Annotated in this window: 20 protein-coding genes; 2 read left to right on the top strand and 18 right to left on the bottom strand. The window is 53.3% G+C overall.

Annotation, left to right across the window (positions count from 1 at the left end):
• Nucleotides 1-9: 9 nt before the first annotated feature.
• Both ACTG33_RS03415 and ACTG33_RS03420 read right to left on the bottom strand, forming a co-directional pair.
• Entirely contained in the window at nt 10-1,599 is a 1,590-nt protein-coding gene (locus tag ACTG33_RS03415) for a phospholipase D family protein (RefSeq protein ID WP_439133779.1), read from the bottom strand.
• 67 nt (nt 1,600-1,666) lie between these two features.
• Nucleotides 1,667-4,600: a DUF748 domain-containing protein gene (locus tag ACTG33_RS03420; RefSeq protein ID WP_439133780.1), complete on the bottom strand. Its 2,934-nt coding sequence runs from the start codon at nt 4,598-4,600 to the stop codon at nt 1,667-1,669.
• A 225-nt stretch (nt 4,601-4,825) separates the two neighbouring features.
• On the opposite strand from ACTG33_RS03420, the gene djlA reads away from it, so the two are divergent.
• Nucleotides 4,826-5,623: a co-chaperone DjlA gene (gene djlA / locus ACTG33_RS03425; protein WP_439133781.1), complete on the top strand. Its 798-nt coding sequence runs from the start codon at nt 4,826-4,828 to the stop codon at nt 5,621-5,623.
• A gap of 38 nt (nt 5,624-5,661) precedes the next feature.
• Here djlA and ACTG33_RS03430 read toward each other — a convergent pair whose 3' ends face one another.
• The 4 genes from ACTG33_RS03430 to ectB all read right to left on the bottom strand — a co-directional run bounded on the left by ACTG33_RS03430 (nt 5,662) and on the right by ectB (nt 10,535).
• The gene (locus tag ACTG33_RS03430; protein ID WP_439133782.1) at nt 5,662-6,423 is read right to left on the bottom strand and encodes a class I SAM-dependent methyltransferase; all 762 of its coding nucleotides are present in this window, start codon (nt 6,421-6,423) and stop codon (nt 5,662-5,664) included.
• Between the two features lie 38 nt (nt 6,424-6,461).
• Nucleotides 6,462-7,835: an NAD-dependent succinate-semialdehyde dehydrogenase gene (locus tag ACTG33_RS03435; protein ID WP_439133783.1), complete on the bottom strand. Its 1,374-nt coding sequence runs from the start codon at nt 7,833-7,835 to the stop codon at nt 6,462-6,464.
• Between the two features lie 79 nt (nt 7,836-7,914).
• Nucleotides 7,915-9,279 carry an ectoine hydrolase gene (gene doeA, locus ACTG33_RS03440; RefSeq protein WP_439133784.1) on the bottom strand — a complete coding sequence of 455 codons (1,365 nt, stop codon included), beginning with the start codon at nt 9,277-9,279 and terminating at the stop codon, nt 7,915-7,917.
• A 5-nt stretch (nt 9,280-9,284) separates the two neighbouring features.
• A complete protein-coding gene (gene ectB, locus ACTG33_RS03445; protein ID WP_439133785.1) occupies nt 9,285-10,535 on the bottom strand; it encodes a diaminobutyrate--2-oxoglutarate transaminase in 1,251 nt (416 codons plus the stop codon).
• 601 nt (nt 10,536-11,136) lie between these two features.
• Here ectB and ACTG33_RS03450 point away from each other — a divergent pair.
• Nucleotides 11,137-12,009 carry a hypothetical protein gene (locus ACTG33_RS03450; RefSeq protein ID WP_439133786.1) on the top strand — a complete coding sequence of 291 codons (873 nt, stop codon included), beginning with the start codon at nt 11,137-11,139 and terminating at the stop codon, nt 12,007-12,009.
• 79 nt (nt 12,010-12,088) lie between these two features.
• On the opposite strand, the gene doeB2 is transcribed toward ACTG33_RS03450, so the two are convergent.
• The 12 genes from doeB2 to tkt all read right to left on the bottom strand — a co-directional run bounded on the left by doeB2 (nt 12,089) and on the right by tkt (nt 26,558).
• Nucleotides 12,089-13,258 carry a N(2)-acetyl-L-2,4-diaminobutanoate deacetylase DoeB2 gene (gene doeB2, locus ACTG33_RS03455; protein ID WP_439133787.1) on the bottom strand — a complete coding sequence of 390 codons (1,170 nt, stop codon included), beginning with the start codon at nt 13,256-13,258 and terminating at the stop codon, nt 12,089-12,091.
• 124 nt (nt 13,259-13,382) lie between these two features.
• Nucleotides 13,383-13,721, bottom strand: coding sequence for a hypothetical protein (locus ACTG33_RS03460; protein WP_439133788.1), 339 nt, complete (start codon nt 13,719-13,721; stop codon nt 13,383-13,385).
• Nucleotides 13,722-13,764: 43 nt separating this feature from the next.
• The gene (locus ACTG33_RS03465; protein ID WP_439133789.1) at nt 13,765-15,444 is read right to left on the bottom strand and encodes a hypothetical protein; all 1,680 of its coding nucleotides are present in this window, start codon (nt 15,442-15,444) and stop codon (nt 13,765-13,767) included.
• A 113-nt stretch (nt 15,445-15,557) separates the two neighbouring features.
• The gene (locus tag ACTG33_RS03470; protein ID WP_439133790.1) at nt 15,558-16,913 is read right to left on the bottom strand and encodes a rhomboid family intramembrane serine protease; all 1,356 of its coding nucleotides are present in this window, start codon (nt 16,911-16,913) and stop codon (nt 15,558-15,560) included.
• Nucleotides 16,914-17,111: 198 nt separating this feature from the next.
• Nucleotides 17,112-17,303, bottom strand: coding sequence for a CPXCG motif-containing cysteine-rich protein (locus ACTG33_RS03475; RefSeq protein WP_439133799.1), 192 nt, complete (start codon nt 17,301-17,303; stop codon nt 17,112-17,114).
• Between the two features lie 15 nt (nt 17,304-17,318).
• On the bottom strand, nt 17,319-17,861 hold the full coding sequence (locus ACTG33_RS03480) for a peroxiredoxin (protein ID WP_439133791.1): 543 nt from the start codon (nt 17,859-17,861) through the stop codon (nt 17,319-17,321).
• Between the two features lie 86 nt (nt 17,862-17,947).
• On the bottom strand, nt 17,948-19,672 hold the full coding sequence (locus ACTG33_RS03485; protein WP_439133792.1) for a cation:proton antiporter: 1,725 nt from the start codon (nt 19,670-19,672) through the stop codon (nt 17,948-17,950).
• A gap of 110 nt (nt 19,673-19,782) precedes the next feature.
• Nucleotides 19,783-20,790, bottom strand: a complete 1,008-nt coding sequence (locus ACTG33_RS03490) for an alpha/beta hydrolase (protein WP_439133793.1) — start codon at nt 20,788-20,790, stop codon at nt 19,783-19,785.
• 155 nt (nt 20,791-20,945) lie between these two features.
• A complete protein-coding gene (gene fba, locus ACTG33_RS03495) occupies nt 20,946-22,010 on the bottom strand; it encodes a class II fructose-bisphosphate aldolase (protein WP_439133794.1) in 1,065 nt (354 codons plus the stop codon).
• Nucleotides 22,011-22,068: 58 nt separating this feature from the next.
• Complete coding sequence (locus tag ACTG33_RS03500; protein WP_439133795.1) at nt 22,069-23,232, bottom strand: phosphoglycerate kinase; 1,164 nt, start codon at nt 23,230-23,232, stop codon at nt 22,069-22,071.
• 168 nt (nt 23,233-23,400) lie between these two features.
• On the bottom strand, nt 23,401-24,462 hold the full coding sequence (gene gap / locus ACTG33_RS03505; protein ID WP_439133796.1) for a type I glyceraldehyde-3-phosphate dehydrogenase: 1,062 nt from the start codon (nt 24,460-24,462) through the stop codon (nt 23,401-23,403).
• A gap of 95 nt (nt 24,463-24,557) precedes the next feature.
• Entirely contained in the window at nt 24,558-26,558 is a 2,001-nt protein-coding gene (tkt, locus tag ACTG33_RS03510) for a transketolase (protein WP_439133797.1), read from the bottom strand.
• Nucleotides 26,559-26,718: the final 160 nt, after the last annotated feature.

Here is a 26,718-nt window from a genome sequence, read left to right on the forward strand (position 1 = left end):
TAGATTAGATCACAGCTGTGATTCAAGCGGAAAAAGAGCCATCAACCAGACAGCCATACGCTGAAACACCGTCGCCATGGGCTCAGTGCGGAAACGCACCCTGCCCTCATCGGTTTCCAACTCCCACATCAGTTTTCCCGTTTCATCCAAGACTAGTGCGTAGGCGTTTCCAGACAGAGACGCCAAGATGTCTTCAACCGCTTCACAGGTCATCTCCGGATTGTCCACGAGCACACCAATTTCCGTATTGATGAGCAACGAGCGGGGATCGAGATTCATGGAACCCACAAAGGTTTTCTGACGATCGATAAAAAACGCTTTGGCGTGCAAACTGGCTCTGGACGAACTGCCGATATGCATCTTTTTATTGGCATCTTTCTTTCGACGAAAGGCCCAACGCCGTATCCTGTGTTTTGGTTTCAGCTTTGGTGCGCCAGGGCCTTTTTCATGTCGTACGTCATAGCCCGGCCGTGCGTTAAAATCAGATCGGGTTTCATAAATCGAAACCCCCATTTTCAAAAGCCGTTTGCGATATTTTGCGTACCCGGAGTGGACCACGCCAACATCCGTTGCAGCCAGTGAGTTGGTCAGAATCGTGATCGCTACACCGCGGGATCTCAGCAAGCTAAAATAATCGAGGCCGGCCCGGCCTGGCACAAAATAGGGAGAAACTAATAATAGTTCCTGACTGACACTGTTCGACAACTCCGCCAACTGCGAGCTCAGAGATTTAAACTTGCCAAACCCGCGACCCAGCACCTTGTTCGGGTGATCGTAAAGAATGCTGGCCTGGCTCCAATACCATTTGACGTGACTGTCCGTTTCAACGCCACTGCCAGCAGAACCATCCACATAAAGAAATGCGTCGACCCATGCCTTGGGTGTGTATTGCTTAACGTATTCCCGGTATTTTCGATTGGCCTGAGCAAGCCTCTGGACACTGAATTTTTTATGGGCAATCAGTTCAATAGGGCAACTGAAATCGGAGTTCCAGTATTCATCAAATCCGTCCGACGCGTTCTCCACAACGGGTCCAATGGCCATCACATCCAGATCAGAGAAATCCACCTGACTGCAGGCTTCAAAATATTCATCGCCAATATTACGACCACCCACCAAAGTCACGGTGTTATCCACCGTCAGGGATTTATTGTGCATACGGCGATTGGCGCGACCAAAATTCCAAACCATGGACCACAGGCGTCTGACCCGGCTAATCAATGGGTTGAACAATCGCACACTGATGTTCACATGCTGGCTGAGCAGTAACAATCGTTCATCACCGATGGGGGAGCCCACATCGTCCAGCAACAAACGCACGCGCACGCCACGATCTGCGGCTTCGAGCAAATACGACGCCATCAGGTGCCCGCTCTGATCCCGGTGCCATATGTAGTATTGTAAATCCAGCGAGACTTCTGCTGCCGCAATCAACGCCAATCGCGCATCCAGAGCATCCTTTCCGGACACCAGTGGATACACACCACTCTCCCGAGGATGCTGATCGACATAAGGACGAATACGGCGCGATAAGCTGCTGCGCTCAACATCCGTTATCTTGAAAGTCGTTTCGACAACCTGTTTCTTCCGCGATTTCATTCAGCCCGCTTTTTCATCAAGCCCACGTCTTCATCTGCGCCTAACTGATACACATTTGCCGCATGGGTCAGAACGACAGTTCCACACCACTGAGCGCACTGGCGTCAGCTTTATGTTTGGGCAGGCAGACCAGCAACTGACTGGACGGTACCTTAAGTGCATCGCGCAAATACCGTTTCAAATTGTCCGTACGGGCATTGCCTAACTTTTTCAGCGGGTCTTTGTACTTTTCGGCTAATTCCACCGGAATCTGACTTGCCGCGGTAGTAGCGGGCTGGTCAGTCGCAGGGGCGGGCAAGGTATCACCACCCGCCGTCATTAGCGCCTGAAAATCCTGAAGATTGGTACGGCCACACATTTTTAAGGTCAACGCTTGTCGCTCTGTGAGCATGGCACCAATTTTTCCGGCATAGTCTTGGGCAACCGCATTCAGTTCGCTACTGCCAGCCTCAAACTTCACGGAATCCAACTTAACTTCCGTCATCTTTTCACCGGCCATTTGCGCCACGGTAATAATTGCCCCATACGGCTGCAACAGTGATTGCAACACCAACATCGAGGCTTTCTTCATCGCACCAGCCAGCGCTTTGTTAATAATCTGCTGAATATCCACATCGGGATCATTTAATGCGCCGGTGACAGGCACTTCCAGTTTTATTTGATCATTACTATCGCGCAACAAATCCAGAGCCTGATCCAGAGGCATAGTCAACGAGTGAGCAAAGTTCTCTACCGTATCCGTGTGCTCAGGTCGCAGTGTGACATGATTAATAATGGCTTCGTTATGAGAATCGAGCGTATTGTCCGCCAGCTTCACCGTAGAGCTTAAATTGAATACACCCGTTTCCAGCGCGTAACCGGTGAACTGCTCACTGTAGCCACTGAGACTGAGCAGTTGATACTCGTCCAACTTAATTTTGACATCCGCACTGGGCGCCAGCGCGTTGAATTTGCCCTCTGCGCTGATCGCAGCATCGTGAGTCAGCAATAACGCCATGGATAACTCAGCCGCCTCAGACGAATCTTTCAGTGACAGGTTTTTGATATCCAGCTTTGTAAAACGCACCTTTTCCTCAAACGGCGGTTTAACACCCGCATCCGCGATATCGACAACCACATCCGGCCCGATCAGCAGATGCTTCACCAATACCGGAGTGCCTGAAGCGGCCTCGCTTTCAGATGGGCTTGATGTCTTGTCACCCTGCTCGCTGGTCTGTGAATCAGCCTGAGTCGGGCTCTGACTTGCGCTGCTTCCACCCGCGCTTGCCTCCGCGTCGGGCTGCTCACTTTGCGGAGGTAATATCGCCGCCAATTGCGGCATCTCACCGTCTGAGTTGCGAATAAATGTGATCGCCGCTTTTGGCAGAGCGATTTTATCCACGACGACGTCCAGTGGGCGATCATCACTGGGCAGCGCAATGGACATACCATCCAGCGAGAGATTCGCGTCACTGACCAGTGGGGGTTGGTTTGGTGACGACAACAGCGTCAACCCACTCAGCAATAACTGTTTCACGGTGACATCATTGGTGCTCTGGTCACCGCTGCTGTCTCCCTGCAGACTGGACGTCAACGTCAGCTTTTTGAGATCGGCCAGAGGCGCATCCTTGAGTCCTGCGCTGGCAGGGCCGGTTTTCACGACACCCTCATCAGCAACAATATCCACATCTGCCTGATAGCTGACCGCCTCTCCCAGAGAGGCTTCGCTGTCGATATTGATTTCGGCATTGGCCCAGTGCAACAGCGCCTGAGGAGAGCGGACTTCCAACTCAGACAGCGCTGTCTTTGTGGTTCCGGTCACCGCCCAGTCACCATTTTTATTGCCGTTGGCATCCAGTTCGAGGGTCAGCTTGGGCAGCTTCACCGCGTTCTCATCCGCTTTTAGATCCAAGTCTGTCAACGTCAGCTTGCTTTTCAGAATCGCGGCCTGCGTTTCGCCCGACACGCTGCCGTCAATATTCATCTGCAGCGCTGCCTTGGGTAGTTTTATCGTGGTACTTGCTTTTGCGGTCTCAACCTCCAGCTTTGTCAGCGCCAGGTTCAGCAGTCCCGAGAGCGTTTGCTCGCCACTCTCTGATGCCGCATCCAGCTTCAAACCAATCACCCCTTCCGGCAAAATCACCGCCACATCCGGAGTTTTCACATCCAGACGGCTCAAGGTCGTTTTGGTATCGGCTTTCAGGGTCCAGTCTGCATCGATATATTCCGCCTCGCCATCCAGTTTCAGGTGTGTGTCAGGCAAGCTCAACTGACCCTGGGGGGTCATCAGCTGAATATCGGAGAGCGTTGACTCTGCGTGGGAGACCAACTTCCAGCTGTCCAGCCCGCGTCGTTCAAGGTCAAGCAATGTTGAGAGCTTCAACGCCAGCGATGCCTCCAGTTTCGCAGAGGGCAACACCAGCTTGTTCAGTTGTAACAGAATATCGACATCGCCCTTGTGCTCCACTCCGGTATCCAGTCGGGCGATAGAAATCTTTTCAATATTTACATCAGCCAGTACATTCGGTAAATCGACCAGCACACGCACATCTTCAACCCCGAGACTGTCGAGGGCAAACTGCCAGGTCGTCGCATCTTCATCCACTTCTGGCTCGTCCTCGACCACCTCCTCAACAACTTCTTGCGTGGCATCACCCGCCAAGTTAATGTCGTTAATGATGAAGTTGCCTTCCGCATCCTGCCGCAGCACCAACCTGGCACTGACCAGCCTGAGTCCTTTGACCCGAACCTTGCTACCCCATAGCGCCGACAATTCCAGATCCAGCTCCAGCTCATTGAGATGGTAATGCTCTGTGTCTTTAGAGAAATTGAGCCCCTGAATCGAGGCCACGCCGGTGTAGGGGTTGAGCCACAGTTTTTCAACGCTGACTTCGCTCATACCGCGTTTCTCAAGCTCAGAAGTAAGTGAATACTTAATAGCCAGAGACAAGAGAAGCGGCAGAAAGACTAAAAACAGGAGCAGCAAGACGAGTGCTGAGCGAGTCCATACGCGTTTATTCATGACTTATACATCACCAGACAACAAGGAGGTCTTCAAAGTGTATCAGCTAAACCTCGATTTGTTAGTTTCGCAACAGTCCGCCAGCGTCAGTCCGTTTGAATGTGCCACACAGGAACCTTAAATCCCGCTCCTCACGGCTTAAATCACCCCACGTTCCCTGTATGTAGCCGCACGAACCCGCTATAGTGCACAACCTTGGCAGACAGATTTACAGGTAAGAGCATCATGGGTAAGTTGATCGGGGCTATTTTAGGCATTTGGGCAGGTGGCTTTTGGGGGTTCCTGCTGGGGCTGTTTTTAGGCCACCTCGTCGACCGCAGCATCACCGTCAGTCGTTTCAGCATCCCTTCGGGCAATCGTCAGGCAATTCAGGATACTTTTTTCAACACAGCCTTTACCCTGTTGGGTTATCTGGCCAAAGCTGACGGCCGTGTTTCCGAAGCTGAAGTGCAGCAGACCGAAAAGCTGATGGACAAGCTGGGCCTCACCGCAGACCACCGTCGCGCAGCCATTGATCTGTTCAAAAAAGGCAGCCAACACAATTTCTCACTGCCGGAATTACTCAGCAACTTCAACCAGGTGTGCGGCCGTCACCCCAACCTGAAGCAAATGCTGCTGGTGTATTTGATCAGCATTGCCATGGCCGATGGTCAGATTGATAGCAGCGAAGAAGCGGTGTTACGCCAAGTCGCACAGGGAATTGGCTTTTCCGGCTTTGCCTTTGAGCAGCTACTGCGCATGATCAAGGCGCAGAGTCAGTTTTCCGGTCAGGGTCAGGGGCAATATCGCCATCACCAGCAAGCCCCTACCGCCAACGAGCTGGATATGGCCTATGACGCCCTCGGCGTCGATAAATCCATCAGCGACAAAGACTTAAAACGCGCTTATCGCAAACTGATGAGCCAGTATCACCCCGACAAGTTGATGGGTCAGGGCTTGCCTGAAGATATGATTCACGAAGCCACCGAGCGCTCCAAGGAAATTCAGGTGGCCTACGACCTGATTCAGAAAAGCCGCAAATAACTCAGATTTGTAACTCCGCAGCGTTCACCCCGCAGCTTTTACTCCGCGGCCTCCGACAGCCGCCCCGTCAGGATCAGCGACATCAGCTGATCCGTTTCTGGATGCCGGGGCTCGATAATTTCCTCCAACATCAAACGACTGTCTTCAAGTAAAGCAAGCCACTGAGCCTGCGTTCGGGAAAACCAAGGGGACGGTGCAGGAAAGTGCTCATCAAACGCCTCCCAGGTTTCTCTCTGCCATCCAGCGCTATCGGAGCTGCTCTTAACAGAATCTTCCGAGACCAGCCTGTCAGGATGAAGAGTTTGGATAATCAGGCAACCACCTGGAGTTAACAGCGAGTGAACCTTGGAGAATAATTGCGTCACGCTCTGCTCACCCAGCAGAGAGAAATTGCAAATCACGATATCAAAAGCAGTACCCAGATACCCCTGAGAGACATCCTCGTAGCTCATCGTTCTGTATTCAATCGCAGAGTCGGCAGGCAAAGTAGGCTCTGTCTGACGAGCCTGTTCAATCAACGCAGGAACAGCATCGATGCCGGTTACCGCCATTCCGAGGACTGCCAGCGCTCTGCACAACCAACCCTCACCGCACCCCAGATCCAATACCTTGGGCCGAGACTGAGGAGCAGCCTTCGACAAGCTCCCCACAACCGCATCGACGATGGCGTGATTAGTGATTTTGCGGCTATCGACCCGATTCTGCTGAATGACGTTAATCCAGGCCTCGGCATTCTCAACCCAGGCCCGGACGATGCCATCTTCGCTCAGCTCGGGATTGCTATGATGCTCCGTATTCAAGACATAAGGCATCCACGGTAAAAGCAACCTCGGACAGGTTAAGTGCCTGTCTTCGGTCCAACCCACACCTGCTGTGCGTTGACAAAGGCCAGTATGCCATGAGGCCCTAACTCACGCCCAATGCCCGAGTTTTTAATACCACCACTGGGCAGCCGAGGATCGGTTTTAACAATGCCGTTGATCGAAACCTGGCCGGCCTCGACCGTTGGCGCGATGGCTTCCGCCTGCTCACTGCCGCCCCAGATGGACGACGCCAGACCAAAGCGAGTGTCGTTGGCGATGGCCAATGCCTGACCCGCATTATCCGCTTTTAAGATGACAGTCACAGGGCCAAAAGTTTCCTCCTGACAAGCCACCATGTCATTGGTCACATCTGCCAGCAGCGTCGGCGGGAAGAAGTAACCCGGACCAGGCACAGGACGACCGCCCATTAAACACCGGGCCCCCTGCTCAATGGTGGCTTCGACCTGACGGGTCAGGTTGTCCCTCAAATCTGCTCGGGCGATGGGCCCAATGGTCGTGGTTTCTTCCCGGGGGTTACCCACCACCAACGCTTCCATTCGGGCTTTGATTTTATTGATAAAGGTATCGTACACCGGTGCTTCGACAATCAGACGTTTAGCGGCAATGCAGGATTGTCCAGCATTGATCATGCGTGACAACACCAACGTATCCGCGGCCTGATCCAGATCAGCGTCTGCCAGCACGATACTGGGGTCTGAACCACCCAACTCCAAAACACAGGGTTTCAGCGCCGCACCGGCCATACCCGCGACCCGGCTGCCCGCCTGACTGGAGCCCGTGAACGATACGCCTCGCACACGAAAATCCGCAATCACATTGCCCACCTGATCGTTTGCCAATGGCAGATTCTGCAACAACCCGTTTGGCACACCGGCCTTAACAAACAACTCTGCAATAGCTGCAGCGCAAGCCGGAACATGTGGATCGTGTTTCATCAGGCAGGTATTGCCCGCCATCAACGCCGGCGCGCAAAAACGAAACGCCAGCCAGAAGGGCGCGTTCCAGGGCAAGATACCCAACAGCGGCCCCAGCGGAAGATGCTGCACATAGCTGTGGTGAGCATCCGACTCCAACGTTTGACTGGCCAGATACTCCGCCGCGTGTTCTGCGTAATGTTCTGCACACCAGATGGATTTTTGCACCTCGGCTCGAGCTTCAACGATGGGCTTACCCATCTCATCCGTCATCAACAGAGCCAGCCGCTCCTGATCCTGTTTCATCATATCGGCAACCGCACACAAAGCGTCTGCCCGCTCTTCAAAGGTGACGGTTTTCCAGTAATCAAACGCAGCTACCGCTGTCTGAAGACTCTTTTCGATCTGTGCGCTATCCAGCGTCGGATAGGCGTGCAGCTCTTCACCCGTTGCGGGGTTAATCACATTCAGCATGATGTTGTCCTCATTATTGTTTCAGTCTCCTGCAGTACCCTTCTCAGAATCAGGGGCCAGGAGTCAGGAAAAACCGGGCTCAAGAACCCGATTTTTCTGCACGCTTGTCTTTTGCGCCTTTTGTGTCTTTGTTGCTATCGGTTTTCGCATTCTCCTGATCCGCCGAACCGTCTTTGGCCGCCGTCCGGCTCTCGATGGAAACCAGTCGCTTGGCTTCATCTGTCTTAGGCGATTCCGATTTCGAGGTGTCGGGTTTAAATTTGGCTTTTCCCTGATCGTCACCTTTGACGACGAAGTCCTGAGGAAAGTCCTGAAAGATGGATTTACAGCCGTCATCGGTCAAATAAATCGTGTCTGAAATCCCACAGGTCTTATCGCCTTCAACACCCCACATCCAGGGAATAATATGCAGCGTCATGCCTTTTTGCATCACGGTGGAGTCACCCTGCTTCAGACTGACGATATAGCCTTCATCCCAACTGGGTGGAAACGCGATGCCAATGGAGTAACCCGAACGGGTAATCAGCTGACCGCCGACATCATTTTCAGTGACGGCCGTGCGAATTAAAATATCCGCATCGGAAACCGTCATTCCTGGACGCACATTCTCATACACCTGACGCAGCGCGTACTTCATCACTTCCTGAGCTTTGTACATGGCATCGGTCATAGAACCACACATCACGGTGCGCATCATCGCTGTGTGGTATCGACGGAAACAGCCACCCACTTCCAGGAATACATGTTCATTAGGCTGAACGGTTCGCCCCTCCCAGGTGGCGTGACCAATCATGCTTCGAGGCCCCGAAGTAACATAGGGCATGACCGCGGGCGGCTCACCTCCCGCCCGAAACATGGCTTCACTGATCGCCGCACCGATTTCATTTTCTGTGATTCCGGGACGCACTATTTCAATACCGGCTTTCATCCCTGCTTCGGTAGCCACCGCCGCGCGTCGCATAATTTCAAGCTCTGCCTCGGATTTGGTTTTCCGCCCTTCTTCGACAATTCCGAAACAGTCCATCAGACGACCTTCACGGAATGACGTATTCAGAACATCCTGATGATAGGCCGGGAAAAAATAACTGTTGCGCTCATAACCGAGAATTTTTTTCGACAGACCAAATTCCCGCAGTGACTCCACCAGCATTTGAATCGAATCACCGGTATCCGAATAGGGTCGGGTGTGTTCCAGCCAGGTTCTGGCGTGCACGTTCGACTCTTCGAGTTTTCGAGTAATCATAAACGGCGAGTCATCAAGAGGGACAACCAACGCCTGAAAAAAAGAATAACCGGTGGTTTGATAATCCGTCAGGTACATCAGGTTTTCCGGATCGGTGATAATCACCGCATCCAGCAATCGATCTGCCATTCGGTCACGAAGCTCCCCCATGCGTCGTTCATACTCAGCAAAAGGAAACGTCATATCATCACGATGTCGCATAACTATCACCCCATACAATGTGCTACAGCAGCAGCAAGAATCGACAGCCCTTTATCCAGGTCATCATCGGAAATCGTCAGCGGTGGTAATAACTTAACCACCTTGCCACTTTCACCACAGGGGCCAACCAACAGCCCGGTTTCGAAGCAGTGTTTGGCAATCGCTTTGGCCAAAGCGCCATCACGCACATCCAGAGCCTGAATCAAGCCGCGCCCACGCACATCAAAACCGGCGTCGGGATAGCTGTCACGGATCTCCATCAGACGCCGGTGAACCAGCTCGCCACGCTCCCGTGTCTGCGCCATCAGACTGTCATCTTCGAAATAACGCAGGGCTTCACGACCGGCAACAAAAGAAAGATCCTGACCGCGGAAAGTACCGGTGTGCTCACCAGGCGACCAATGGGCATCGTGTTCCGGCTTATTCAAATTCATCGCCATGGGCGTACCAAAACCACCGATCCCCTTAGCCAGGCAAATGATATCCGGGTCGAGTCCCATACCATCGAAACTGAAATATTGACCGGTGCGGCCACAGCCCGCCTGAATGTCATCAAAAATCAACAGCGCGCCGGTGTCTTTGGCCAGCTGTTGTAATTCCTGCAACCATTCAACACTGGCAACATTGACACCGCCTTCCGCCTGAATCACTTCTACTAAAAACGCCGCCGGCGCTTCAACACCACTGGACGTATTTTCCAGCATGCTGCGCAATGTTTTTAAGTGCTCCACGCCACCGCCCTGATTGGTTTCAAAGGGGTGATGCGTGGCAAAGTGCAGTGGAACACCCGCCGCATTGCGGAAATATTCGTTCGCAGTACAAGCCAGGGAACCCAGTGTCATGCCGTGGAACCCCTGAGCAAACGAAATCACCTCATGCCGCCCGGTGACACGGCGGGCGAGCTTCAAGGCTGCCTCGACTGCATTGCTGCCCGTAGGCCCCATAAACTGCATTTTGTAGCTCATCTGGCGAGGTTTGAGGATGGTGTCGACAAATCCCTGTATAAACTCTCGCTTGGCGCTGGTGTACATATCCAGGCTGTGAACCACACCATCGCTCTGTAAATAATCGATGATCGCCTGCTTCATCTTTGGGTTGTTGTGCCCAAAATTCAAAACCCCTGCACCGGCAAAAAAGTCGAGATAAGTTTTTCCTTCTTCATCGGTCTGATGGGCATTGCTGGCAGTTTTAAACACGGTGGGATAGCTGCGGCAATATCCGCGGATCTCAGATTCCCATTGTTCGAACAACTCCATAGGGGCTCTCCTATTTGTCAGGCTGACTTTAAAATTGAGTTTCCTGAATTACTAATTATGAAAAAAGAGCGGCGTCTGTTTTTTCTTAGGCGCCAGAAAGGGAAGAATGGCGAACAGTTTTTACGCTTAGGTTCACACATTCTGGAAACTGTAACTCGCTATCGGGTCACGTGAAAAACCTCCAGCTCGATCCGGAGATTCCTTCATATGTTGAAGGTAGGAGACATCAAAGAACTGCGCAAGTCTGTGAATAGGAATAACTTTTCTCCTGTCTGATGACGCTTGAAATAACGCCTGGATACTCAGTGAAGCTGCTGAAGGCGGAACCAGATCTCATCCTCAGTAACTTGTTGTGAGTTCCGACGAACTTGATGCTACTGACACCAATTTATATAAAAAATCGAAACTCACGTCATAGCCGCTATGGCACACACAACTCTAGACTCCGCCCCGCGTCTTTATAAAGGAATGGTTAGCAGACAACTTTCATCTGGCGCCTGATGTTTGTCAGCGTGTGTTATTTGGAGTCAAGCAATAACCAAGCCAGCTCTCAAAACGAAACCGTTGACCAAGAATAATCAATACAATAAGAGAGATAATCATGCTTAAGAAAATGCCAAACAACCGATTGAAAATTCCTGCTGTTGTGGCAGGTTTAATGTTGTCAGCCAGCGCTCTGGCAGGCACCCCCGGTGGCAGTGAAGGCTTTGATAATTTGTTTGATCGTGCCGAGGATGATGGCAACTGCAGTGTGAATATTGTCAGCGGCTTGAACTCTACGTTCTACGTGCCTGTCGATGACGGCAACGGTAACGCCAAATTCAACGTCCTGGTATGGGGCAATGGAACCGGTGGCACCTCAACCACTTATAGTTCGTTGCTCGAATCGGTCGCCTCCCAGTGCATACTGGTTGCGGCCGCCAACACCGAAGACTCAGGCACCGGCGCAGAAATGGAAGACGCTCTGGACAACGCCCAGTTGCGCTACTCATCCATCATCGCCTCTAACGCCATCGTCTGCACGGCTGGTCACTCTCAAGGGGGTGGCGGATCTTTCAACGCAGCGAACCGTATTGGTGCAGATTGCGTTATCCCCGTTCAACCTGACACACGCTGGACCACACAAATTGACGACGATCTCGACAGCGATGTGGAAGTCATTACTCTGTGGAGCAGCTCTGACACCCTGGCACCGGCCAGCGGTAATCGCAGTAACGTGCAGGACGCGTCTTCGATCCTGACGCAGGTAGAAACTTCAGGGGAGGGCCATTTCGAACCCACCTCAGGTCGAGGCGGCAATATTGGCACCCTGTTCCGCATGGCAAACATCGCCCAGCTGAGCAACGAAGCGGCTACCCGCCAGGAGTTCCGTCAGGCGTTCTTTGGCCCAGAGACAGAGTACACAGTCACCGAAGACAACAGCGACATCAGCGATGTTCGTCGTGATTCAGGCGCCATCAACACGACACCTTAAGACAATACTCGAATAGCCCTCGCGCAAAGCCGCCAGTGTTTATCTGGCGGCTTTTTTGTAGGTCGCTTATGAGCGGGTTTTATGAATGGCTCTCAGGGATTTCAGCTCCGACCAGACGGGAGAAAACCGCCACCACCGGAGCCAGCAGCGCATCATTAAATTGATAATGAGGACTGTGGCAGGGGAATTGGTATTTGGACTCCCCTCCCATACCCATCAAGGCAAAGGCTCCCGGTATTTGCTGCAGGTAATAGCTGAAATCCTCCGAGGCCATGATTGGCTGCGGCAGCGACTCCATACACCAGTCTTCTCCCAACTCTTCAGACAAGGCCTGACGGAAGCGGCTGGCGGCCCCCCCATGATTGATGGTGGCTTCATAGCGGGGCTCGGAGCTGACCGTTGCCGTCACACCATAGGTGCGGGCGGTATCCTCGCTGATCTGTTGGATCAAGGTGTTCAACGTCTCGCGAAGTGATGGATCACTCAGACGGATGCTGCCCGTCATCGTCGCCAATTCCGGAGTGACTGTCGGTGCGGCGTCGGCTCGAATCGAGCTGACACTGACCACCGCAGCGGCCTGGGGAGGTAAACGCCGACTGACGATTTGCTGCAAGTTTAGCGTAATGGCTGCCGCCGCCAGTACCGGATCACGACACAACTCGGGCTGACTGGCGTGCCCCCCCTGCCCCGTGACCTCAATCTTGAACGTCCCGTTACCGGACATTACCGGACCATCCGGACAAGCCGCTTGCCCCAGCGGAATCGCAGGCCAGTTGTGCCAACCAAAAATGTAATCGACGCCGTCCAGTGCGCCGTCGGCGATCATCTCGCGGGCACCGTGTCCGCCCTCTTCCGCCGGCTGAAAGATCAGAGACACCGGTCCCGGCAAACGGTCCTCCTGCTGCTTTAACCAGGCTGCAGTGGCCCATAAGGCCGCCGTATGGCCATCATGGCCGCAGGCATGCATGCAGCCTTCAACTTCTGAACGGTAATCGACGTCGGTGAGCTCATGAATGGGCAGAGCGTCCATATCTCCCCGCAGGGCGATATGCTCCCCCTTGGCGTTCGGAGCCAGAATGCCCACGGTGCCGTGCTCGGCGCAGACGCGCCAGGGAATATTCAATTGATCGAGTGACTGTCGCACCCGCTGTGCGGTTTGTTGCTCTTGCCAGCTTAATTCAGGCGAGCGATGAAGTGTGTGCCGCAGGGATACGGCATCCTGCAAGATGGTTTGCCAGGGACTTTGCACGAGATCTCCTGTGTCGATTGAAGTCCTGTGTCGCTTGAGGACCCAGTGGTTAACAATACCTGATAACAGCTTACTGTAAAAACCACCTTACTGTACAAGCGACTTCGCTACATAACTCCCCTAACTACATAATTCCCCGGATTTTTCGAACCTCGCTGATTTTTTCCTGGTCATGCTGTTTTGTCTCCGCCCTGGCTGGAGGCGACTGTGATGCCGAAGCACCGGAGCGCATGTCCGCCGCCTCCGAATGCGCCTGATCAATAGCGTCTTCCCGACAGGTTTGATAGACACGCTTGGATTCCGACCAGCAGCTATCAGCATCCGAATGAACCTGATCCCGCAAACAGTTCTCAAGATACTTTACCGCCAGACGTTTACACATCGGGTAATCTTTACCCTCGGTTGAGGCGTTTACATAAGTGCTCAATAAAAACGACAGAAGAATCACGAAACAGCTTTTCATGAACTTTCTCCACATAAATGACACGATAGATTCAGATAACAGATTATTTAAATTCGATCATGCCCAGCTCACCTGACGCGCTGTCGTCCCCTTCATTTTTATCCACAGTCTTCTGATGACTCTTCTGTGGTGTCAAAGCGTCCTTGGGCTGAGCGCCCTTAACCTGAGTGCTCGTGACCTGAGTGCTCGCGACCTGAGTGTCCGACGGGCTGGCGACTGATCTCTTATCCAGTGTATGCAATGCCCCCGTTTTATCCACTGCCTTCTTCTTTGGCGAAGGTGTAGAAGTCATTTTGACGTCCGCTCGACTCTTGAGAACTTCGATAAGCTTCTGGCACTTGGCAACCTGAGCTTCCATGGAAGGGATATCTTTCAGAGCCAGAGCCATCAGCTCATACGCGGCCACCAAATGGAAATAACGGGGAAACTTTTTATGTATCCCGTTTAACAGCCCTACCGCAGCCTTTGGATTACCCGCATCACGATAGGCTCTGGCAAGTTCGTGGCAAACATCTGCCCGCTGGGGCCGATAACTTGAAGCCGCCAGCAAAACTCGTTTGTGATTGATGGTCAATTGATGCTGCTGTCCCGACTCAATCAAATAGCCTAAGTAAGCGTCGGCAACAGAACCCAGCTTCACAACGGGATCACGCGCCGGAACAGCTTTGCCTCTGGCTTCACTGGCTGCCAGCAGCTCCTGATATTTGGCGGCCTGACTCGGCAGCGTTGTCAGGGTCCAGAGAAAGTACTGCTGATTCAGTACTTCATTATCGGGAAAACGTTTCAGACCCTCCATATAAGCCTGCTCGACTGCCCCCCAGTCACCCGCCTTTAATAACATCTGGATTTTGACCAACAACCTCTGAGAATCGGATCTGACTTCCTGCTCTCCCGCACTCACCTCCTCCGCCACAAAGCCCAATCGATGTTGATACTGGAAGATCATATAACCCATCAAATGGAACATCACCACAGAATAAAAATTCGAGACAAAGGCCTGTAACGATAAAATAACAACCGACTCTTCAAATCCAATCAGTGCGCTCAGCAGATCGACGGAGGCAATCATAATCATCAGGATGGCCAGAATCAGCACATAAGGCAGACCAATGGCGTGGATCAGCGTGATCAATCTCAAAGGGTTCAACGCCTCGATCATACTTTCCGACAAGGCAAAAATAATAATCACGGCCGGCAAAGCGATCATAAAGAAAAACATCGCCAGCGAACCTAAAAAAGGACTTATTTTGACATACAAAAACCCAATCGCGACCGAGGCAATCAGAAACATCCCCATCAATTTGAAAATCAGCGTGACCCCGCCTTCATAGGCACTGGTGATTTCAGGGGCTTCCATATTGCCGGCGGCGGTTTCGGACAAGCAGTTGAAACAATACTTGATGATTACACCGGTCAGCAGGAGATTAAGACCAATCATCAGCGGCAACGGGAAAAAGCTGAATACTGCCGTGAGAAAAGAAATAACGGCGATAAAGATCAACAGCTCTTTGTTCAACGGATAGCGAAAGCTGGTGTCGATTCTGCGCCAGAAAGGCACCACATCCGCAGGGGCTCCCAGACTTTGAGTTTCACTGCCACAATGCATACAGCGGCTATCAGAACCAAACTTGCCTTCATCAACACAATCTCGACAAGTCTTCAGCTGGCATTTAGCACATCGGTAGGCGGCCGACTTTAAGGGATGATATTGACAGTAGTCCATTACGTTGCTCATTACGTGGCCCATTACACCGCCCCCCCGATTTGAATGTCCGCAATTCCTTCATAGTGAGATTGCTTGTCCTTATCTTTTAATTGCTCGAAAATAAATGACAGCTAGCGAGCCAGAACTCCCACCGAGGAACAGGGTTGCTTCGCGTCATAAAAGCAGCCAAAAATACGCTCTGCCAGTTCGATATGCTGCGCGGTCGAAAAGATCAGCCCCAACTTCAGGGCTCTATCCCTGTCGATGCGAGCATGCAGCTCAGGATTTTCTTGCCAAATTTTTGCGAGCTGAGTAATCTCTTGATCACCTTTCGGCTTCACCTGTATCAAATCATCAAACGCATTTTCATAACCATCCGCTCGCGTCACCTTCATCAGGTTGAAGCGCAACGCAGCCAATTCAAACGTCTTTCCATATTCCTCTATGATCGCCGTCACTTGACGAATGGCCTCTGGAAAACGGATGGTTTCGATACGCTCATACAAACCCGCCAGAGCCTGTCGACGAGGATCGACACTCTGATCTTCTTCCACGTAGTCGTGATTGATCAGGCCAGGCTTAAAGTAATAAGCCAGCAACGTCAGAATGCCTCCACTGACAAATCCCCCCGCATGGGCAAGAAATGCCACATTGGAATCCGACACCAGAAAGAAATCCACCAGTTCCTTGCCAATATAGAACGGTAAAATCAACAGCGCCGGCGCGCGAAAGTATCCGGCAAAAATAAAGATCCAATAAAAGAACTCAATTTTTTTAAGCCGGAAAACACCGAGGTACATAGCCATCACCCCGGAGATCGATCCCGACGCCCCGACCAGGGGAGTTCCACTCTGCAAATCCACCAGAGCAAACAACAAGCCGCCAAAAATACCGGAAGCCAGATAGAGCCCCAGAAACAACCAGGCTCCCAGTGCGGCCTCGACGGCAAAACCACAAATCACCAGAAAAAATATATTGCCCAGCAGATGCATAAAGTCGCCGTGCAAAAACTGATAGGTGATAAATGTCAGAGGATTTAACTGATCGGGAATCAGCCCCAGACTGAGCGAGCTAATAGAACCGATGTAATCACCGACCCGCTCTCGCTGTCGATTCCAGTTTTCCCAGTTGTCGCCCTCGTCGTAAGGGTCAAACACCAATTTATCGGCGTGCTGATTTAGATACGCGAGAAACTCATCATCGATAACAATGTGATAAATAATATCGTCAGTAAACTGTGTGTCGTAATCTTCCCGAAATTCCTGCAACAACTCTTGTTCGTTATCTTGCGACAGATAGTCTTGATAGGCGGGCCACTCCATGCGGAGTAGTTGAGACTGCTGATAGTGTTTCAGCGCTTGGGTAAATTTGTCGTCGTCACCCGACTGATACAGAAAAAATACCAGCACATTGAGTAACACCAACGAAAACAACATCACTGGCGCATACTGCCAGTCGAAGCGTTTCTCCGTGGGGAGAATGACCATAACCAACCTTCCTTAGTCTGTTTTATGGGCCTCTTCCGGGCACCTTTGCTGAAAACTGGCGATCAAACACCCAGTCAATTGTCGCATTTTCCAACGTTCGTGCAGGCAAGTCAAAGCGGGCTGGCCTCTCAAATGAAAGAAAACCAGCCTGAAACGTAAAAGAGTTAAGCGATTAGAAGGAAGGGAGCACAGAGAATGTCATTCATTTTCATGAGAAACGATGACTGAGGGATCACCAGATTCATCAATGGTGACGTCGAACTGAATTGGACGACAACACACCTGGCAGTCTTCGATGTAACTCTGCTGAGGTACCGAACAATCGATCAGTACCTCGATGGTTTCGCCGCAATAGGGGCAATCGATGGGACTAGGTTCCAAACCGTTGATCACAGACACCACCCTTCAGCGTTTGGCAACGCCCAGCTCGCCCAGCGTGGCTGCCATATCCTCTGCTGAAGTGGCTGGCTGCACATCGGTATCAATCTTCAGAATCTTGCCGTCAACCCCAATGTAGAAGGTCTCGCGCTTGGCAAACCCGAGCATGTGCAGCACATCGTAGGCCTTGGCTACCGTTTTATCGGGATCGCTCAATAGCGGAAAATCTGCCTTGGTTTCTTCCGCAAAGCCCTGGGTATCTTCCAGATCATCCACGCTGGCCATAAAATAGGTGACGTCGTACTGACGAATCAAATCACCGTTTTCCGCCAGCGATTTACACTCGATGGTACACCCCTTGGTGTAAGCTTTGGGAAACCACGCCAGCACCACGGCCTGCTTGCCACGAAAATCGGACAGGCTGTACGTCTTGCCATCCGAGCCTTGCAGAGTAAAATCCGGCGCCATGTCGCCCGTTTCCAACGCGCTGGCGGACACACTGAACATCAGACCCGCAATCACAGCCAACAGCGGAAGACCGAACAACCCAGACACATTGACTCTTTTCATAACAACTCCTGAATAGACTTTATCGTTAATCATCAATACTAGCAGCTCCTGGAGCCATCGTCTCAACCGGAGCTGTCAGACATCGATCAACAACTATTGGTTTCATCTTGCGGCTTTTCTGGCTCGGGGGTTTCCAGAATGGGTTTGTAGCCCCAATCCCGAATTTCCTGAATCGCCACATCGATATTGTCGGAAGGCACCTGAAGAATTTGCAGCGCAGTGGCCGCCAATCTCAGGCTGGACTCCAGAATTTCCGGCTGAGCATGGGTCGCGCCAGCAGCCAGTAACTGCGAACTGGCGGTCAGGTCGCGGGCCCGAGCAATCACGGGGACCTGGGGACACTTGCCACGCATCCACTCAATAGCCGCCTGAATTTTGAGGGTTTCGCCGGTGGAAAACACCACCAGAGAAGATTGTTCTACTTGCACGGATGCCAGCAGTACCGGATCGAGAATATCCCCGTAATGAACCTGAAAGCCGTCCTTCTGCCCCTGAGCCACCCGCTTGGGATCATTATCAAATGCCATAAAGGGTACATTATTGGCGTGCAGCAATACCGCCACGGTGTGCCCGACCCTGCCGTACCCGCAGATCAGGACCTGACGCTGAGGGGTATCTTTGGGGGGTAAATCAGAAGCCGGACGGCTTGTCTTGGAGGTCAAGAGCGAGGCTATGGGTCCATTGAAACGAATGAATACCGCGCCGACAACCATCGAACACAGCACCGAAGCAATCAGAATCTGACCCAGGTTTTGGGTAATCACCGAAGCGTCCAGCGCAATGGCCACCAGCGCCATACCGAATTCGCCCCCCACACTCATCAACAGGCCGGTGCGCCAGGCGGTTTCGCTATCGATCCCGGAGCGCCGTACCATGGCCGCCACTATCACGGTTTTGCAGAGGGTTACCAGCAACACCCCTGCTACCACCCAATACCAGATCGGCAGCAGGCTGGCCGGATCGAAACGCATGCCAATGGAGATAAAGAACATCCCCAGTAGCACATCGCGAAACGGGCGGATGGTGGCTTCCACCTGATGACGAAACTCGGTTTCCCCAAGCATCATGCCCACCAGAAACCCACCAAAGGCCAACGATAACCCCAAACTGTTGGTGGTCCAGGCCGCCAGCAACGCCACCAGCAGTACGGTCAGGGTAAACATTTCGCTGGAGCGTCGCTCGGCGACAAAGTGAAACATCGGTCGCAATAACCAGCGACCAAAAAAGAACACCAGCGCAAAAGCGATCAACGCTTTAACCAGGGCCATGCCGAGTGTGGATGCGAGTACCTCGGGAGCTAACGACACCGCCAACACCGGGATAACCACCAGGAATGGCACCGCCGTAACATCCTGAAACACCGACATGGCCACCCCGAGACGGCCATGCTGGCTGTTATCTTCCCCCTGCTCAGCCAGTAAGCTGGCGATAATGGTGGTGGACGACTGGGCAAACACCGCCCCAATCACAAAGGCTACCGGTGCCGATAGACCGGCCAGCCAGGACACCACCGCAATCACCAGCGTGGTGAACACCACCTGACCGGTGCCCAGTCCCAATACCTGATGTCGCAACGCATGCAGTTGCGGTAAGGAGAAACTCAGACCGATGGTAAACAGCAGAAACACAATGCCAAATGCACCAAACGCATCGAACTCGGGAACATAAATGACTGGCCCCATGGTGTGTGGCCCGAGAATCACCCCCACCAGCAAATAGCCCAAACTGGTGGGAATGTGCAGCCGCTGGCACGATACCACCACCGCGACAGCCACACCCAGTAACACGAGTATTTGCGTGAGATTTTCCATGGACAACGTCCCTACAACATTGGGGAGGAAGAGAGCGACTGAAGTCGCGTCGGTTACCTTCAGGCATCAAAAGATAAAGCTTGGTGGTCGTGGAAACGCCAACCTGAAATCTAAACCTTACCGGCAGACAGCCACTTAGCGGTTTCTGCAAACACCTGATCGCGATAGAACCCGGATTCATTCACCAGCTGATGTCGCCCATCGGCAATCATCACGACTCGGGTGTTGGGGAACTTCTGACAAATAGCTTTTAAATTGTAGCGGAAATCCACCGTGGTATCGGCGTCCCCCTGGATGATCGTCAGAGGACGCTGCTGAATGTCAAAACCCCGGAAAGCTTGTACCCACTCTTCCATGGCTGTCGCCCAGCGCAGTGGCGTAATCCGGGACTGTAACGGATCGTGATGGCGCACAAACTCCAGAAACGTTTCATCGTGTGAGGTCGTATTGTATTTGCGCGGCAACTGATCGGTCATCATTTTTACCGCCGGAAACAACCAGCGCGCACTGCCCCAGCCCTTGGGTCGAACCAGCGGAGCCAACAACAACAGCCGATCGATCTCGGTCTGATCCGGTTTGGCCCCCAGATAATTCAGCCACACAGCGCCCCCGGTACTCTGACCGATACCGTGCCAGGGCCTGGGCAGCGCCTGCTGACAGCCCGCCAGACACACCTGCAACACGTCACGATACTGATCAAAGGAATCAATACTGGCCTGCACTCCCGAGCTCAAACCGTGCCCTGGCAAGTCAAACGCCACCACATGCCAGTGGCTTTGCAGCAGGAAACGGATGGCGTGCTGCATTAAACCGACACTGTCGGTAAATCCATGAATCAAAAAGATGGTGCCTTTTGATTGATCCTTGTCCGATTCATTGCCCGTTAGCGCCTTCAGCGGACGCCAAATCTGCACGGCGATATCAAACCCGGCGGCCGCGAACTTTCCAAAGTGATGAGACTCACACAAACCTTCTTCGGCAAAGTTGATGCCGTAGTGATTTAAATACTCCTGCACCGGCTGAGTCACCAACCAATCCGTCTGGTCGACAGACAGAGAGAAATCGAAGTCGGGCAAGTGCGCAGCCAATTGCTGCAGAGACTCTAAGGTCGGGGGCATAGGGTGTTCACAATCAACAAGAGCAGTTGATCACGAGTATAAGGAAGGGAGAGAAGAGATGCGAGGCAGGATTACTGCCTCGCATTCAGGCTTTCAGAAACTTAACGTTTATTTAAACTTTATGTTAACGATCATCAAAACGTTAAGTTAAGGTTTCACTTAATTTTAGCTTTTAGCTCACCGCTGGCGTAGCGGGCAAACATGGTGTCCAGACTGACCGGCTTGATTTTGCTGGCGTTACCGGCAGTTCCGAAGGCTTCGTAGCGAGCCATACAAATCTCTTTCATGGCCACAACCGTCGCGGACAGGAATTTGCGTGGATCGAACTCGCTGGGGTTTTCCGCCAGGAAGCGACGCGTCGCACCGGTGGACGCCAGACGCAGGTCAGTGTCGATGTTGACCTTGCGCACGCCGTGCTTGATACCTTCAACGATCTGCTCAACCGGCACGCCGTAGGTTTCCGGAATCTCGCCGCCAAACTCGTTGATGATCGCCAGCCACTCTTGAGGAACAGAAGAGGAACCGTGCATCACCAGATGGGTGTCGGGAATACGCTTGTGAATTTCCTTAATACGGTCGATGGCCAGAATATCGCCCGTCGGTGGACGGGTGAATTTGTAGGCGCCGTGAGAGGTACCGCAGGCAATCGCCAGCGCATCCACATCGGTTTTGGCGACGAAGTCAGCCGCTTCTTCCGGATCGGTCAGCATCTGATCGTGGGTTAGCTTACCTTCTGCACCGATGCCATCTTCTTCACCGGCTTCACCGGTTTCCAGGGAACCCAGGCAGCCCAGCTCACCTTCTACAGACACACCACAGGCGTGCGCCATTTCCACGGTGCGACGGGTTACGTCAACATTGTACTCGTAATCGGCTGGTGTCTTGCCGTCTTCACCCAGAGAACCGTCCATCATCACTGAGCTGAAACCCAGCTGAATGGAGCGCTGGCAAACAGATGGTGAGGTTCCATGATCCTGGTGCATACACACCGGAATGTGCGGGAACTCTTCAATGGCCGCCAGAATCAGGTGACGCAGGAAGGGAGCGCCGGCGTATTTGCGGGCACCCGCAGAAGCCTGAACGATCACCGGCGAATCGGTCTCATCGGCCGCTTCCATAATGGCGCGCATCTGTTCCAGGTTGTTGACGTTATAGGCGGGAACGCCGTAACCGTACTCGGCGGCGTGGTCCAGCATTTGTCGCATGCTAAACAGGGCCATGATTTAAGTCCTTGTCTCTTGTCTGTGTGTGTTTCTATTTTGTCGAGCTGTAAACAGGTTATGGCGCAGCGCGCTCTTCCAGAATGGCGACGGCTGGCAGCACCTTGCCTTCGACGTACTCCAGGAAGGCACCGCCGCCGGTGGAGATATACGACACCTTATCGGCAATGTTGTATTTGTCGACCGCCGCCAGGGTGTCACCGCCACCGGCGATGGAGAAACCGGCGCTGTCGGCAATGGCCTTGGACAGCGACTCGGTGCCCCCACCAAACTGGTCAAATTCAAACACGCCCACCGGGCCATTCCAGATAATGGTCTTGGCGTCTTGCAGGATTTTTGCCAGTGCGGCGGAAGAGTCCGGGCCAATGTCAAAAATCATGTCGTCGGCGGTCACTTCGGACGCATCTTTCAAGGTTGCCTCGGCGGTTTCAGAGAATTCAGTCCCCGTGACCACGTCGGTGGGCACCGGAATATCGCACTTCTCCATCAGCGCCTTGGCGTTGGGAATCAGACCTTCTTCGTACAGGGATTTGCCCACAGGCTTGCCGCTGGCGGCCAGGAACGTGTTGGCAATACCGCCCCCCACAATCAGCTGATCCACCTTGTCAGACAGGGTTTCCAATACGGTTAGTTTAGTCGAAACCTTGGAACCGCCAACAATCGCCACCATTGGACGAGCCGGGTTGGCCAGGGCTTTTTCCAGCGCATCCAGCTCAGCCGCCAGCAGCGGGCCGGCACAGGCAACGGGGGCAAACTTCGCCACACCGTGAGTAGACGCCTGGGCGCGGTGAGCAGTGCCGAAAGCGTCCATCACAAAGATGTCGCACAGGGACGCGTAAGCTTTTGCCAACTCGTCCGCGTCTTTCTTTTCGCCCGGATTAAAACGTACGTTTTCCAGCAACACCAGCTCACCGTCCGCCACGTCGACACCGTTCTGCCAGTCTTTAACCACGGAGACGTCGCGATCCAGCAACTTACCGAGGTGGGTGGCCACCGGCTGCATGGAGAACTCTTCTGCGTATTCCCCTTCCGTGGGACGCCCCAAATGGGACATGACGATAACCTTGGCGCCCGCCTTCAGGGCGTGCTCAATGGTGGGTAGAGACGCACGAATGCGGGCATCGCTGGTCACGACACCATTCTTTACGGGGACATTGAGGTCTTCACGGATCAGCACGCGCTTGCCTGCCAGATCCAGTTCCGTCATCAGTTTTACAGCCATGGCTGTGGTTCCTCTGTGTATTGCAGTTGAATGTAAAGGTTTGATGATAAGGGTTTAAAGTGTCTGCCGCGTGAACACAGCGCACAGCAAACCCCTGGCATAAAACCTCTAAAGTTTTCTTATCCAGCTCTGGTGTTAATCAAAAACAACTTTAATCAAACACCACTTTTAATCGTCCAGAATGCCTTTCCACACCCGCACCACATCGATCATGCGATTGGCATAGCCCCACTCGTTATCGAACCAGGTGAGTACCTTGACCAGGCGCTTGCCCGCTACCCGGGTCTGACCTGCATCTACAATGCCAGAACGGGCGTCGTGGTTGAAATCACAGGAGGCCAGCAGCTCTTCGGTGTAACCGAGCACGCCGTGGAATTCGGTAGCGGCCACCCTGGCGAGCATAGCGTTCACTTCGTCTACCGTCACATCCCGCTGCACCACCACCGACAGATCGATGGCTGAAACATTGGCCGTCGGTACCCGCATAGCCTGAGCCTCAAAACGACCCGCCAATTGTGGCAGAAAGCGCTCAATTCCACGCGCCAAACCGGTGTCCACCGGAATCATGGAGGTAATGGCCGAGCGGGTTTTTCGCAAATCTGTGTGGTGGTAGGCATCAATCACCGGCTGATCGTTCATCGCCGAATGCAACGTGGTGATCACCCCGCTTTCCAGACCAAAGGCCTCGTGCAGAGCCTTGATTACCGGAATGCTGCAGTTGGTGGTGCAGGAAGCGTTAGAGACAATCGCATGAGCGGCCGTCAATTCCTGCTCGTTGATCCCGTAGACGATGGTCGCATCGACGTCCGCTTCTGCCGGCTGGGAGAACAAGACTCGCTGCGCCCCCTGATCGATGTGCTGCTGCGCCGTCCCACGATCACTGAACGCTCCCGTGCACTCCAGTACCAGATCCACCCCCAATTCCGCCCAGGGCAAATCGACGATACTCTCACAGTGCAGCACCCGAATCATCTGCCCATCAATGGAGAGATGGTCATCGGCAATGCTGACCGCACCGGGAAAACGGCCGTGGGTCGAATCGTATTTAGTGAGGTGAGCAATGGTCTTGCAGTCGGCCAGTTCGTTAATCGCGACGACTTGCAGTTGATCCTGCAAACCGGCCTCGAACAACGCGCGCAGAACGCAGCGGCCAATACGGCCATAACCGTTGATAGCGAGCCTGATAGGCTGACTGGAGGAAGGGTGTTCAGTGTTCTGAGGTGTGCTCAAGCGGATCTCTTACCCATTCAGGTGGAAACAAACCGAGGGAACAATCGGTGCAGTGGTACCCATTGTACGACGAGTACCACTGCCGAAGTGGAGAATTAATCCAGCACTTCTTCAACGGCGTTGATCACATTCTCAACCGTGAAACCGAAGTACTCCATCAACTCGCCACCCGGAGCAGATTCACCGAAGGTGTTCATACCGACGATGCGACCGTCCAGACCGACAAACTTGTACCAGTAATCTTCCTGAGCCGCTTCCACCGCGACACGAGCACCCACCTCAATAGGCAGTACCTGCTGACGGTATTCAGCATCCTGTGCACAGAACAGCTCGGCGCAAGGCATGGAGACCACACGGATTTTCTTGCCAGCGGCAACCAGTTTGTCTGCTGCGGCCACAGCCAGTTCCACTTCAGAACCGGTGGCAATGATGATGGCTTCCGGCTCACCGTCACAGTCTTTCAGAATGTAGCCACCGCGAGCCACGTTGCTCAACTGTTCGTCGGTACGCGGCTGAGGCGCCAGCCCCTGACGGGAGAAGATCAGAGAAGACGGGCCGTCGCGACGCTCAATGGCAGACTTCCAGGACACAGCGGATTCAACCGTGTCACAGGGACGCCAGACGTGCATATTCGGGATAATACGCAGGCTGGGGATCTGCTCAACCGGTTGGTGAGTCGGGCCATCTTCACCCAGACCGATGGAGTCGTGGGTGTACACAAAGATGCTCTGTTGCTTCATCAGTGCCGACATGCGCACGGCGTTGCGGGCGTATTCCATAAACATCAGGAAGGTAGCGCCGTAGTTAACAAAGCCACCGTGCAGAGCGATACCGTTCATGATGGCGCTCATACCGAACTCGCGCACACCGTAATAGATGTAGTTACCGCTGGCGTCTTTCGCCTCCACCCCTTTGCAGCCCTTCCACAGGGTCAGGTTGGAGCCCGCCAGATCCGCAGAACCGCCCAGTAATTCCGGCAGCAAGGGACCAAACGCATTCAGAGTATTCTGTGAAGCCTTACGGGAGGCGACCTTCTCGGCCTTTTCCTGACATTCGCGGATGTAAGCATCGGCTTTTTCAGAGAAATCTGCGGGCAGATCGCCCTTGATCACACGGCGCTCAAACTCGGCAGCCAGCTCAGGCTGTGCAGCTTTGTAGGCTTCAAAACGCCCCTGCCACTCGCTTTCAGCTTTGGCACCTGCGTCCTGTGCATTCCAGGCAGAAGCAATGTCCGCAGGGATTTCAAACGGGCCGTGCTCCCAGTTCAGGGTCTTGCGTACCAGAGCGATCTCTTCGTCACCCAGTGGTGCGCCGTGACACTCTTCTTTGCCCTGCTTGTTGGGAGAGCCAAAACCGATCACCGTTTTGCAGCAGATGATGGTGGGCTTGTCGGTTTCCGCGCGAGCGGCTTCGATAGCGGCCTTGATGGCGTTGCTGTCGTGACCGTCAACGGCGGGAATCACATGCCAGCCGTAAGACTCAAAACGCTTCGGCGTATCGTCAGTGAACCAGCCTTCTACTTCACCATCGATTGAGATGCCATTGTCATCGTAAAACGCTACCAGCTTACCCAGTCCCAGAGTACCTGCCAAAGAACAGGCTTCGTGGGAAATACCTTCCATCAGGCAGCCATCTCCCAGGAACGTGTAGGTAAAGTGGTCAACAATTTTGTGGTTGTCACGGTTAAACTGGTCCGCCAGAATCTTTTCAGCCAGTGCCATACCGACCGCATTGGTGATGCCCTGACCCAGCGGGCCCGTGGTGGTTTCAACACCGGGAGCATAGCCGTACTCGGGGTGACCCGGGGTTTTGGAGTGCAGCTGACGGAAGTTCTTCAGCTCTTCGATGGGCAGGTCGTAACCGGACAAGTGCAACAGGGAATAGATCAGCATGGAACCGTGGCCATTAGACAGCACGAAGCGGTCGCGATCAGCCCAATCCGGGTTGCTGGGGTTGTGCTTAAGATAGTCGTTCCACAGAACTTCGGCGATATCCGCCATGCCCATAGGGGCACCGGGGTGACCACTGTTGGCTTGCTGGACGGCGTCCATACTGAGGGCGCGGATGGCGTTGGCTAGTTCGGCACGGGATGGCATGGGCTCGGAGCTCCTGTTGATGCACTGCAAAGATGACACACTTCGATCCCCAAAGCCGGAAGTGGCGTGGGAATCGCAGAAAAGGGGGTCATTAAAAAAGGGCGCTATTTTCTCGCACTGGCCTGATGGGGTAAAGGGCAATCGGGCCGAAAGGGAGCGA

The organism is Pseudomaricurvus sp., from assembly GCF_965662505.1.
Lineage (GTDB): Bacteria > Pseudomonadota > Gammaproteobacteria > Pseudomonadales > Cellvibrionaceae > Pseudomaricurvus.